Source organism: Agarivorans sp. JK6 (assembly GCF_045277145.1).
GTDB classification, from domain to species: Bacteria; Pseudomonadota; Gammaproteobacteria; order Enterobacterales; family Celerinatantimonadaceae; genus Agarivorans; species Agarivorans albus.
The window spans coordinates 3,611,411-3,623,467 of the sequence record NZ_CP113525.1 but is presented as its reverse complement, the minus strand read 5'-3'; the positions used below and the strand labels follow the sequence as shown (position 1 = coordinate 3,623,467).

At 43.8% G+C, this 12,057-nt stretch carries 15 protein-coding genes; 9 read left to right on the top strand and 6 right to left on the bottom strand.

Features of this window, described 5'->3' with window-relative positions; all coding sequences use genetic code 11:
• Positions 1–96: 96 nt before the first annotated feature.
• Positions 97–1,095, top strand: coding sequence for an adenosine deaminase (gene add, locus OV592_RS16745; protein WP_406609366.1), 999 nt, complete (start codon positions 97–99; stop codon positions 1,093–1,095).
• A gap of 39 nt (positions 1,096–1,134) precedes the next feature.
• Here the strand turns inward: add and OV592_RS16740 are convergent, their stop codons facing one another.
• Together OV592_RS16740 and OV592_RS16735 are read right to left on the bottom strand one after the other, a co-directional pair.
• The gene (locus tag OV592_RS16740; protein ID WP_406609365.1) at positions 1,135–3,102 is read right to left on the bottom strand and encodes a M48 family metallopeptidase; all 1,968 of its coding nucleotides are present in this window, start codon (positions 3,100–3,102) and stop codon (positions 1,135–1,137) included.
• 15 nt (positions 3,103–3,117) lie between these two features.
• Entirely contained in the window at positions 3,118–3,711 is a 594-nt protein-coding gene (locus OV592_RS16735) for a LemA family protein (protein WP_152780112.1), read from the bottom strand.
• 248 nt (positions 3,712–3,959) lie between these two features.
• Here OV592_RS16735 and OV592_RS16730 point away from each other — a divergent pair, with 248 nt between their 5' ends.
• A complete protein-coding gene (locus OV592_RS16730; protein WP_406609364.1) occupies positions 3,960–4,679 on the top strand; it encodes a MarC family protein in 720 nt (239 codons plus the stop codon).
• A gap of 61 nt (positions 4,680–4,740) precedes the next feature.
• On the opposite strand, the gene OV592_RS16725 is transcribed toward OV592_RS16730, so the two are convergent.
• Entirely contained in the window at positions 4,741–4,995 is a 255-nt protein-coding gene (locus OV592_RS16725; protein WP_016400383.1) for a TIGR02647 family protein, read from the bottom strand.
• A 209-nt stretch (positions 4,996–5,204) separates the two neighbouring features.
• Between OV592_RS16725 and OV592_RS16720 the strand changes: the two genes are divergently transcribed.
• Positions 5,205–5,798, top strand: coding sequence for a LysE family translocator (locus OV592_RS16720; RefSeq protein ID WP_406609363.1), 594 nt, complete (start codon positions 5,205–5,207; stop codon positions 5,796–5,798).
• 18 nt (positions 5,799–5,816) lie between these two features.
• Positions 5,817–6,635 carry a helix-turn-helix domain-containing protein gene (locus tag OV592_RS16715; RefSeq protein WP_406609362.1) on the top strand — a complete coding sequence of 273 codons (819 nt, stop codon included), beginning with the start codon at positions 5,817–5,819 and terminating at the stop codon, positions 6,633–6,635.
• Between the two features lie 30 nt (positions 6,636–6,665).
• On the opposite strand, the gene OV592_RS16710 is transcribed toward OV592_RS16715, so the two are convergent.
• The gene (locus tag OV592_RS16710; protein WP_406609361.1) at positions 6,666–7,316 is read right to left on the bottom strand and encodes a peroxiredoxin-like family protein; all 651 of its coding nucleotides are present in this window, start codon (positions 7,314–7,316) and stop codon (positions 6,666–6,668) included.
• A 158-nt stretch (positions 7,317–7,474) separates the two neighbouring features.
• Between OV592_RS16710 and OV592_RS16705 the strand changes: the two genes are divergently transcribed.
• On the top strand, positions 7,475–8,047 hold the full coding sequence (locus OV592_RS16705) for a TetR/AcrR family transcriptional regulator (protein ID WP_406609360.1): 573 nt from the start codon (positions 7,475–7,477) through the stop codon (positions 8,045–8,047).
• Positions 8,048–8,071: 24 nt separating this feature from the next.
• Here the strand turns inward: OV592_RS16705 and OV592_RS16700 are convergent, their stop codons facing one another.
• Together OV592_RS16700 and OV592_RS16695 are read right to left on the bottom strand one after the other, a co-directional pair.
• The gene (locus OV592_RS16700) at positions 8,072–8,779 is read right to left on the bottom strand and encodes an SDR family NAD(P)-dependent oxidoreductase (RefSeq protein WP_406609359.1); all 708 of its coding nucleotides are present in this window, start codon (positions 8,777–8,779) and stop codon (positions 8,072–8,074) included.
• Between the two features lie 143 nt (positions 8,780–8,922).
• Positions 8,923–10,176, bottom strand: coding sequence for an OmpP1/FadL family transporter (locus tag OV592_RS16695; protein WP_406609358.1), 1,254 nt, complete (start codon positions 10,174–10,176; stop codon positions 8,923–8,925).
• A 303-nt stretch (positions 10,177–10,479) separates the two neighbouring features.
• Between OV592_RS16695 and OV592_RS16690 the strand changes: the two genes are divergently transcribed.
• From OV592_RS16690 to OV592_RS16675, 4 genes are all read left to right on the top strand, one after another.
• A complete protein-coding gene (locus tag OV592_RS16690; RefSeq protein ID WP_406609357.1) occupies positions 10,480–10,776 on the top strand; it encodes a Dabb family protein in 297 nt (98 codons plus the stop codon).
• A gap of 195 nt (positions 10,777–10,971) precedes the next feature.
• Positions 10,972–11,199 (top strand): DUF333 domain-containing protein, encoded by a 228-nt coding sequence (locus tag OV592_RS16685; protein WP_406609356.1) that lies wholly within the window; start codon positions 10,972–10,974, stop codon positions 11,197–11,199.
• 132 nt (positions 11,200–11,331) lie between these two features.
• A complete protein-coding gene (locus OV592_RS16680; RefSeq protein ID WP_406609355.1) occupies positions 11,332–11,694 on the top strand; it encodes a hypothetical protein in 363 nt (120 codons plus the stop codon).
• A 15-nt stretch (positions 11,695–11,709) separates the two neighbouring features.
• A complete protein-coding gene (locus OV592_RS16675) occupies positions 11,710–12,057 on the top strand; it encodes a hypothetical protein (protein ID WP_406609354.1) in 348 nt (115 codons plus the stop codon).

Genomic DNA, 12,057 nt, shown 5'->3' with positions numbered 1-12,057 from the left:
AGAAGGCCTTATTTCGGTTAATCTAATTTGGCTTGCGACCTTGTGCTGACTACACTGAGGCGATAAATAAGTTATAAAAACGATGCAGGAATCTTCATGTTAAAACAATACCCAGTTACCGATTTACACCGCCACTTAGATGGCACCATTCGCGCAGAAACCATTTTGGAATTGGGTCGGAAGTTTAACGTAAGTTTGCCTGCTAACTCGCTACAAGAATTAATCCCTCATGTGCAAATTACCAAGCAAGAGCCTAACTTGGTGGCCTTCCTTTCTAAGTTAGATTGGGGAGTCAATGTATTAGGTGATTACGATGCTTGTGCGCGGGTGGCTGAAGAGAACGTTGAAGATTTAGTTAAAGCGCAGATCGACTATGCCGAATTACGTTTTAGCCCAGGCTATATGGCGATGAGCCACAAGCTTAATCCAGAAGGGGTGGTTGAAGCAGTTATCGAAGGTGTGCGCCGTGGCATGCAAAAGCATGATGTGCAAGTAAACTTAATAGGCATTATGAGCCGCACTTTTGGTCAGCAAAGTTGTAGCGATGAATTAGCTGCTTGTATGGCGTTTCGCGATCAAATCGTGGCGGTAGATTTGGCGGGTGACGAGTTAGGTCATCCGGGTAGTTTATTTGTGGAGCAGTTTTCACGTGCTCGAGATGCAGGTTTTGCTATTACGGTGCACGCTGGCGAAGCCGCTGGTTCAGAGAGTGTGTGGCAAGCGATTCGCGAACTAGGTGCAACCCGTATTGGTCATGGCGTTAAGATTGCCGACGATCCAGAATTAATGGACTATGTAGCAAAACATAAGATTGGTGTTGAGTCTTGTTTATCATCTAATTTCCAAACCAATACCACGCCAGACTTAAGCCAGCATCCACTCAAACGCTTTTTAGAACATGGTATTCGAGCTAGCTTAAATACCGATGATCCTGGCGTATCGGCGATTGATTTACCCGACGAATACCGCATTGCACGCGAGCAGTTGGGTTTTGGAGATGAACAGATCGCCAAACTGCAAAGCAATGGTTTAAAAATGGCCTTTATTAGTGAAAGTGCGCGTCAGGCCTTGCGGGAAAAAGCCTCAAAACGCTAAAGGAACCAAGCAAAAGCCCGTGTATTAGCACGGGCTTTTTTATGGGCGCCGCACACCCAAGCTTATCTGTGGGCCGGGGCAATCCATTACTGCTGCTATGCAGCGGATCATTTCGTTTTCTAGTACGGTAAGTTGTTTATCTAAACAAACACAGGCTACCAAGGCGCGCAAAATACGCTGCTTAATTTGCGGGTAGGCGTTGGCGAGCTTTTTCACTGCTGGGCCAAAATGCTCAACCTGACATTGCTCCAGAGGCAACAAGGTAATGGTATATAAACCAATGCTGTTGGCGCCTATCCCAAAGGCGCGCTGAGTCTCGGTATCATTATCATGGCCAAAGTAAGCGAGGCTCGATAATACGACTGAAAACGGCTCAGATAACGCTGGAATACTGCTATAGATCGGTTTGCTGTGCGTAACTTTTTCAAATTGATGAGATAAGTAGTGTTTTACCAAGTGGTACAAACACCATTCATACATATCCACTTGTTGGTCTGCCTTAATTAGGCTGCGTAGGTTGTCCATAAAACGCTGATATTGCTTAGCCGACATACACTTAAGCGCAGGAAAAGATAGTTCAAGCAAGGGTAAGCGGTAGCTTTTGTCCACCGAATTTATCCAATTCCATGCTTGGAGTGTTTCTTCAATTCTTGAAGATTTACTCAGGTTGTCTTTAATATCGTCTAGCTGTTTAGCGCGTTGTGCTTCGTCGTTGCTAAGCAGCAAGGCATAAACCACACTAATAACGCCACAAGGATCATGAGCCAAACTCAGCAATCCATCGGGTAAGTGGGCTAATTCGCCACTTACCGTTACAGTATTCTCTGACAGGGTAAACTCAGCTTTTTCAGATTTGTTATCTAGTGCGTCTATGGCCGCTTCTGCTGCCGCAGCTACAAACACGGTTTTTTTGAGTTGCTCCTGGCGTTGTTGTTTGGCTTGTTGTTGGCTGTTTTTACTGTAAATAGGTTTGGCTACTTTTTTAATATCGCGCTTGATTAGTGCACCATCCCAACGAGGAAGAATCCGTTTTATCCGTGATTTAATGGCTGGATGAGTAGCAAAAAAACTGCCTAAACGGCGAGCATCACCTATAAACATATGGCTGGTTTCTTGGCTAAGTGGGGTACGTAAACCCGAACCCGCATCATAACCGCCGATAATTTTTAGCGCATCGGCGATGCCATTAGGATTACGAGTAAACTGCACAGCCGATGCATCCGCCAAATACTCGCGCTGGCGACTGATGGCTGCTTTGATCATATTTGCAAAGAATAAACCTATCCACCCTAGAGCCAGTAAGCCAAATCCTGCAGCCGCCACCCGAGCGTCATTATTGTTAGAACGGCTCGATGAACGGTGGCTATAACGCTGAGTATGTAGAATAAATTCACCAAGGTTAGCGATAAAAACTATCCCGCTAAGCAAGGCAATTAAGCGCACATTTAGGCGCATATCACCATTTAGAATATGACTAAACTCGTGGGCGACTACACCTTGCAACTGCTCTCTATTAAGCTGTTCAAGTGCGCCTTGAGTAATGCCAATCACTGCGTCGGCAGGGGTGTGGCCTGCTGCAAAAGCATTAATGCCAATTTCATCTTTGAGCAAATATACCGAAGGCACCGGCATGCCAGAGGCTAGTGCCATTTCTTCAACAACATTGAGTATTTGTTGCTGCTCTGGGTGCTGGCTATTTGGTGGAATACGCTGACCACCTAAAGATTCAGCTATTCTTCTGCCGCCATCTTTTAACTGAAACCACTTAAAAGCAATCGCGCAGATAATGACGCTAGTCATTACCAAGCTAACAAATACCAAAATATCGGCAGAGAAGAAGCTGCGATTGTCTGGCAAGTTTAACTCACTGGTAGAGTCAAACATCCACAAACACGCTGCGATCAAAATATTACTTAGGCCAATTAAAATGATCACCGCGATAACAAATAATAAGATCAACCACTTGCTGTTACGACGAGCATGATCTTGTTCGGCAAAAAAGTTCATGGTGCTCCCCGGTGCTTAAAAAGACACTTTAGGGGCGTTTTGTATCTCGGCACTGTCGGCAAACTCGAGTAAGCTTGCATCTTTTTTATGGCCAAATTGGGCAGCAAAAAATACCGGTGGGAAAGATTGACGGTATTCGTTGTATTCGGTTACCGAGTCATTAAAGGCTTGGCGTGAAAACGCAACACGGTTTTCTGTAGTAGTAAGCTCTTCACTCACTTGCATCATGTTATCGCTGGCTTTTAGGTCGGGGTAGTTCTCCATCACAATGTTCATTTTGCTCATGGCACCTTGTAACGCCCCTTCGGCGCTGGCTAATTTGCTAAGCGTTGCACCAGTGGGATCACTTGCTGCAGCACGCAATAATGCCGAAGCATCGTTACGGGCGCTAATCACCGCCTCTAAGGTGTCTTTTTCATGTGCCATATAAGCTTTGGCTGTTTCAACTAAATTAGGGATAAGGTCGTAACGACGTTTTAGCTGAACTTCTATTTGAGCAAAGGCGTTTTGGTAGCGATTACGCAAGCTAACTAAACGGTTGTAGATACCAACAACATAAAAAATTAGTGCCGCAATAATTACCAAAATTACGATTAGTGATACATCCATTTGCCTAAGTTCCTTTATTTATTAAACACTTAATATCTGCATGATACGGATTTAGCCTAACAATGCTATGGCTTAACTAGCAGTTTACGCTTAAATGATTAAGTTAATTTTTACCAAGGTGTAAGTAAATGCTGCCAATACTTATTTGGTGAAAGCTGTGGAGCTGGGCTTGTTGTTTAGGCGTTCGCTAGCTTGGTGAAGTTGGCCACGTAAATAGAGCCGTTAAAGCTAGCTACAAAGCCACTGCATTGGCAAAAAAGCATTTTAGTTTAGCGACTAAAGCTGCGATGCTAGGTGAACACAAGGATGAAAATAATTGGGTAGATATCACCATGCATGAATTGGCGACACTCGCTATAACCGTATTTATGGGCTTTTTTGCGATGATGAACCCTATCGCAAATACTGCTGTGTTTGTTGGCCTAACAGGCGGCCAAAGTGCTGCTGAGCGCAAGCGAACTGCATTTCGCTCACTTGCAACGGCCTTTTGCATCGTGGCAGCTTTTTGTTTACTGGGAAAAGGGATATTTGAATTATTTGGTATTACTTTGCCTGCGCTGCGTTTAGCCGGCGGTATATTGGTTTTTCTGGTGGGCTACCATATGTTGCAAGGTGCGAGCTCTAAATTGCATTCTCACACTCCCAGCAATGATAGTGACGATGAGGAAAAAGACATTGCTGTATCTCCATTAGCGTTGCCTATTTTAGCCGGACCAGGAACCATTGCTACGGCGATGAATTATTCAGCTTCTGGAGGCGTTATAAACATCATCGTTACTGTTATCGCATTTGCCTTACTGTGTTTAATTACATTTATCTGCTTTTTATATGGCCCAAAATTGGTAGATAAAGTGGGCAAGGATGGGATAAACATTACTACCCGATTGATGGGGCTAATTCTTACCGTTATTGGCATGCAAATGCTAATTCAAGGCGTGCACGATGCCTATATGTTGTTCTCTAAATGATTTGCATAGAGTAAAAGCAAAAAACCAAGGCCTAGCCTTGGTTTTTTCACATTAGATGTTTTTAAGCGGGAATGTGTTCTGGTTTGGTTGAAAGTACAGCTAATAAACGTTGAGCGTGCTCGGCCACTTCAATGCCTAAGTCGGTGAGGTAACCGCCGTCGGGTAGGGTGCTTAAACCTTTATCAAACAGGCTTTGTGCTGCAGCGATAACTTCGGGTGCTGCATCATGGTGAACCTTAATCCCGGTTTGCAAACTGCTCATATCAAATTGCAGCAGTAAGTTGAGTTCGGCGATCGTATTGGGAGTAAATTTCATCGTGCCATCCTTTATGTTTTTGTTATCTCCACATTAGAAAGCCCACTCTTATTGCGCAAGCGGTCAGGATAAGAACTGATACCTTACGCACTGTTTTGTTTGCTTACGTGATGCCGCAAAAATCTCTCAATGACCTAGCGCAATTTTGTTCAATAAAGTTTATCGATGAATGCATATAGTTTGGTTTTGTTAGAAATACGGAGATCATAGTGAGTATATTTTTATCGATGTTGGTATTTGCATTTATTGGTGCTGTATCTCCGGGACCAGTTAATATTATTGCTACAGGTGCTGGCGCTAATTTTGGTTTTCGGCAAGCCTTGCCACATGTAGTTGGGGCAAGTGTTAGTTATAGCTTAGTGGTGCTTACAACGGGTTTAGCGCTAAATGCGCTGTTGTATTGGCTTCCCAGTTTAACGGAAGCTTTAAAATACTTAGGGGGCGCATTTTTATTGTATATCGCGGTGAAAATTGCTTGTTCACCAGTTGCTACTCAGGCGGAGCAGGCTCTGGTTAAGCCCCCTAGTTTATTACAAGGAGCGCTGGCACAAGGTTTAAACCCTAAGGCTTGGTTGGTTGCAATGTCTGGAGTAAGTTTATTTGTATCGGCACAGCAGCCAGCATGGTTATATCTGTTGGTTTTTTGCAGCATCTCTCTTATTGTTTGTTTGGCGGGAGTGGGAACATGGGCCGCGATAGGTTCGCTTATTGCCCGTTATTTGCAATCTCCAATGCGCATGCGAGTATTTAATGTGCTAATGGCGCTGCTATTGGCTGTTTCGGTATTGTCGCTTTTTGTGTAGCTCTATGAGTGAGGCTTTATGACAACTATTGCAAAGCATTTATTAAAGCGAAGTGCCCAGCTGCCATTTGTTGAGCTGCGCCAAGCTGAACATTCTGAAGCTTGTTACCATAGCCATTCTCACGATGAGTTTTCCTTTGGCATTATTGATACTGGCGAAGCCATCTATAAAAACATGCAACGCCAGCATCATATTAGCCAAGGACATAGCGTAACCATTAACCCAGGAGATGTGCATTCTTGTAATCCAAAACAAGGTGCTTGGTCTTATCGAATGTTGTTTGTGGAAACGGCTTGGGTAGCGCAACTGCAACAAGAGATGTTTGCGCGTTCTGCCAGTGACTATTTTGCATTCGAGAAGCATTACTTAAGTCATAAACAAGGCTACCGCTTATTAGAAAACTTATTTAATAGCATTAAACTAGAGCGAAATTCACTAGAGCAAGAAAGCTTGTTGATAGCTTTTTTTGAACAACAGTTTGCGGCAAAACACCCATTACGAGCAGACTTACGTTGTTTAGCTAAACCGCAATTGAAAAGGGTGAAAGAGTGTATTTCTGACCAGCTAGATAGTCAGCTAAGCTTGGGTGAACTTGCGGAAGTGGCCGAGCTTAGTCGTTTTCATTTAGTGCGCAGTTTCAAGCAGGTTTACGGATTGTCTCCGCATGCCTTTCAACTTAATCAGCGAATTAATCGCGCCAAAGCGTTGTTGCGCGAAGGAAGCAGTATTGCCGACACTGCCTTAGATTTAGGCTTTGCTGATCAAAGTCACTTTCAACGAAATTTTAAAAAGCGCTTGGCGCTTACACCTAAGCAGTACCAAGGCTTTTTTGTGTAGCATGCTCACCCTTGTAGGAGCACTGCAGAGTTAGTTCTTTAACGATTCCAACACTGGTAATAAATCACTCGGCTCTTGGCGCTTGGTGTAGTCTGGGTCGACAAAGGCACTCGCGATAGAACCATCTTGGGCAATGACATAGGTTACCGCTAGCGGTAAGTTAAATTGTCCTGCGCCGTTATGTTGTTCTACTTCAATACCAAATGATGAGTAAATAGGGCGTAGCTCTTCGGGTAGGGCAAAAACGATACCTAAGCTTTTGGCGTATTCTGCATTTTCATCACTTAACACCTGAAACTCCAACTCATTTTTCTCGGCGGTGCTTAACGATGCATCTGGTAGCTCAGGGGTGATCGCCACTAGGTTTGCTCCTAAGGCTTTAATTTTCGGCAAAATTTGCTGGTAGGCGCGTAGCTCTAAGTTGCAGTAGGGACACCAGCCACCACGGTAAAAAGTCACAATGGCCGGCCCTTGCTTGAGTAATTCAGCCAAACTAACCGAGTCACCATTTTGATTCGGTAAGGTAAACGCTGGTAGTTGTTGCCCTTGTTGAGGTGCCTTGGCTGCAATGCCACTCTCGGCTAAGTTTTTGGTGGCTTGTTTCATTAGTTGCTGCACCTCTAGTGGTGCTTTCGCTACAAAAGAAGCAATGTAATCGGCGATCTCTGTTTGTAAACTCATGGTCAATCCTTAGAAGTGTTAGCTTATTTTTGAATGTTCATTCAAGCAGTGTTTGAATGAACATTCAAGTTAATTTTGAATAAACGTTCAAAAAGATGTTTAATTGTTTACCTAAAGGTATACTTACACCGAGTTACCTAAGTAGAGTGGATAGATAAATGGCTAAGATGCAGTTTCAGCGTGACCAGGTATTGGAGCAGTCGGCTAACTTGTTTTGGCGAGTGGGTTATAACGCCACTTCTATGCAACAGGTGTTCAAACATACTGGTTTAAAGCCGGGTAGTGTTTACTTAGCTTTTGGTAACAAAGAGGCACTATTTAAAGAGTCTTTAAGCCATTATGCAGAAGCCTCTAAAGCGGGAATTACCAAAAGTTTAGATGCAGCAGAGTCGGTTGAATTGGGCATCTGTGAAATACTTGATGGCATGGTGTCCCAATCTGCTGCGACGGACTACTGCAGCTGCTTTTTGGTAAAAAGTCAGCTTGAGCTAAGTGATGAGCCAAACTTACAAAGTTTTGTGAGTGAGCAACTACAGCAAATAGAGCAGCTTTATGCTGGCTATTTACAAGCAAAGTATGGTGAACAAGACGCTAAAGCCAAAGCGTGTTGTATTATGCTTCACATCTTTGGCATTCGAGTTTATAGCTACCACCAAGGTAGTGAGTTAGCCATGCGCCAAGCCTTGCGTACCGGGCTTGCTTGGTTGCCGTGGCATGGCTTGAGCCACTAAACTTAGCTGTTAGCCAGTTAGTTATTACCAACTTAGCTCTTGGTCATCCCAAGACCAAAACTTGCCGCTTTGCTCTGGACTTAGTTGATATATTCTCTTCAGCAGCAATGTTGCACTGCGTTCGCTGGTTAACAGCTTGTGTTTGGCAACATTGGCTTGAAATGGTTTCGATAAGGCTGTGTCGGTAGTACCGGGATGCCAAGCCGCTACACATACCTTAGGGTGAGTGCGTTGCCATTCTATGGCGATATTTTTTAAGGCCATATTGAGTGCGGCTTTAGCGCAGCGATAACTATGCCAACCACCAATGCGATTGTCGCTAATTGATGCCAGCTTGGCCGAGATACTTAAAAATACGCCGGATTGGCTATGTTTTAGCGCCTTAGCGGCATGTTTTGCCAGTAGCAAACTGGGCAAGGCATTTAGCTGCATGCTCAGCATAAAGCTAGCCGCTTGGCATTGGCTTAAGCTTTTTTCAGGCTTTAACTGAGGCGAGTGTAATACTCCGGCGCAATTTATTAGCCAATCCAGTTGGTAAATATTGGCCATTAGCGCCGCTATCTCTGTTTCATCACTAAGGTCTAGTTGCTGCCAATTAAGCTTAGGATGCTGCAAGGCAGGTTTATTCGAATGCCAAGTGGCAGTGACACTTGTAATCGTTGCTTGTTCGAGCAGTTGTTTTACTAAAGCGAGGCCTATGCCGCCGCTGCCGCCAGTTACCAATACTTTCATGGGTAGAACTTTGTGGTTGGTTTTAGTTGGTTACGTGGCGAAGCGTAAATTAGTTTACAAATGCGAGTATTAACAGAGGGCTAGCGGAGCAAAAACGGTGAGAATTTTAGTGGCAAGCAGGCGCTTGCCACTGTTAGCCATGCTTAGAAAAGGTGGCTGTATTGCATAGAGTAGTAGATGGCGTCTGAGCGGGTATGGCCTACCACTGTGTTAGGGAAAGGGGTTTGACCTATTACTGCACTATCTTCTAATACTTCAACATCTTTACCGCGAACAAAGGCTAGGCCAAAGTCGATGCTTGAGTTTTTATTTATGTGATAACTGGCACCAGCGGTATACCAGTTACGATCTGAGTCTGGGATAGACAGTGAGCTAATCTCATCCACTACACCTTTGTCATGCATGTAACCGGCACGGGCGGTCCAGTTCTGATTGATAGTGTAAGTACCACCTACACTAAATAACCAAGAGTTTTTCCATTGGTAGCTTTTAACAATCGCGTCTGGGTTTGAACCGGTAACGGTAATATGTTCAAAATCACCCCAGCTAGTATGTTGCGCGGTGTAGTGCACCGCCCAACTTGGGCTTAACTCGTGATAACCAGCAAATTGGAAAATGTTGGGTAGAGGAATATGAATTTCATCATAATTTTGTGTTTGGTACTCTACTTTGCCATCAGCCTTAAAGGTTGGGCTAATACGGTAGCTCATGCCTAAGCGGTTTTTATCGTTGATCTCGTAGGTAGCACCCACTATACCACCCAAGGCCCAACCGTCGGCTTCGACATCCACCAAAGTAGCTTGGCTTAATGGGTCTGGAGTGATTTGACCGCTGCGTTTCAGTTTACCTTCTCCGTAAATCAAATCTACACCGGCACCAATGCTAAACTGTTGGTTAATCCGGTAAGACACGCTGGCATTGAAGTTAGAAGTAATAATCTCTGTTTCGCCAAATAAGTCCACAGGAGTGACAGGGGCTTCCCCTTTGTTTAACGAGCTAATATCAGTGCCCGTACCAAAGTTAGAAAAGGCACCTACACCAACGGCAAAGGAGTCGTTAATTGGGTGGATATAGTAGATGTTAGGAATAACTTTGTTGTCCGCTGCGTCTGGTTCGCTACCGTATTGAATGGTGCCACCTACAGCACTTACGTCCTTAATAGTTACATCAACGTCTGCGTAGGTTAAACCTAATGACAGCGCTTTGCGGTCGAACATCGCCATGGCTGCTGGGTTACGTGATAATACCGATGCATTATCAGCAATAACTGCGTCACCAGAAAACGCACGACCAATACCGGTGGCCGATTGGCTATTTAATTGAAAACCTGCCGCTAAACTTTGGCCAGTAAGTAATGAGGCGCTAATTGCAACTAGACTTAATTTACGTTTATCCATAACTTCTAATCTCTCGAATAAGTGTCTCAGTTCGCATGGCGTAACTGAATTGTTTTATTTTTGTAATATTTTCCGCATCTTAGGCAAGTGATCGGTCCTCTACAACTCCGACCAGAGCGAATATTCTAATGTTGAAATTGTTAAAAGCGGTGGTCTGACCTGAATGTTGCAAGCTAAGCGTCTGGTTTATAGTGCATAATTTTGTTAATTGATGGTGAAACTTAAATTACTGTTAGATTACTTGAGGTAGGAAGGAGTAAAACTAATGTTTAAAAATGAGAGCTTTATTCGCGGGAGCAAGCCATGATAAGACATATTCTTTTGATTAAGTTTAAGGCTGAAGTGAGTGATGCAAACATTCAGCAAGCTCGGCAAAATTTTTTAGATATTCCAAATAAAATCGAAGGAGTACTAGAGGTTGAATGGGGGCGAAACGATAGCCCTGAAGCCTTAAACAAAAACTATCAATACAGTGTAATAATGACCTTTGCTGATGAAGCAGCGCGCCAATACTATTTACCTCACCCAGAGCATGAGCGTCTTAAACACCATTTTGTTCCTTTGCTCGAAGACATCATTGTTTTTGATTTCACTCTATAAAGCATTTTAACGGCTGTAGTTTTTTGTGAGCAAACCTTAGCGACTAATGTGTAATAACCATTGTTTTAGGTCTAACCAGCTTAGATTAACTTGTTGCTGTGTTTTTAATCAATTATGCTTGGTTTATTAAACAACACCTTTGGTGTTGCTAATTTATGCGAGTAAATGCGTTGTTGTATGAGGCTTAGTTTGCAAATGAAAGTTGTAGTTGTTGGTCTGCTAGTCACTTGGTTGGTGGCCTGCGGTTCAGAGCAGGAAGAATCTGCCTCTGTAAGTATGGCTAATCCCGCATCAGTATATTGTGTAGAACAAGGTGGAGACCCACAGATTAAGAAAACTGCTGAAGGGGAGGTGGGCTATTGCCACTTTACTGACGGGCGGGTTGTTGAGCAATGGGACTTTTATCGCGCCAGTTTGGAGTGACAATAGCTTGGTCTAGCACTTTAGATGTTTAACCAGTTAATTTAGGTTTTTTACTTCGATTTTTACTGAGTTACAAGATATCTTACAACAATCGATGCGTGGCTGAACAAGCCTGTTTTATGTAGGTTGGAAATGATAAAGCTAAGTGCAACGGCAATGCTTATTGGCAGTGTGTTAAGCCTTACTGCTTGTGGAGAAAAGCCCAAGGTATATAGCGGGCGTTTTATTTTTGGTCATGAGGTGAGAGAGTTTATACCTTGCGGTCGCTCGGCATTATGGTGGCAAGCCGATCAAGACCTAGTAGCCGATCTCATCGAATTCTACCAACTCAATACCACTGAACCTTACCAAGCCATTTACGTTCAAGCCGAAGCTAAACTGCTTCCAGCCGCGACCGATGGATATGCACAAGACTACCCCGCAGTGTTACGTTTGGATAAAATACTCGATTGGCAACAGGCTGTGCCCGACAGTTGTAATGCCCCCTCTTCGTAATAAAGGATCGTCGTTTTGCTTGCGCGTTTATTTTTTTCTATTTGTACTGCGGTAACCAGTTTAAGCAGTTTGGTTATTTTTGGTTTGAGCTGGTGGCCGTCGTTGTTTTTGGCGCTAGCTTCTTTTGTCATCTTATCTTTGTATTTTAAAGGCTTAGATTACATAGCGATATTATTAGCAAGAATTTGCGGCGCATTAGCGCTGTTAGGTTTAGCCTTGTTAATGTTAGCGGCTACCGTAGGCGGCAGTTTTCATTTATCGCCTAGTAATTGGTTAATGGCGGGCTTAATGCTTACGATGAGTCTTTCGGGCCTTAGTGCCTTCTTTTGGCAACAGTCTGAGCCATCTATTACCGAGGAATAA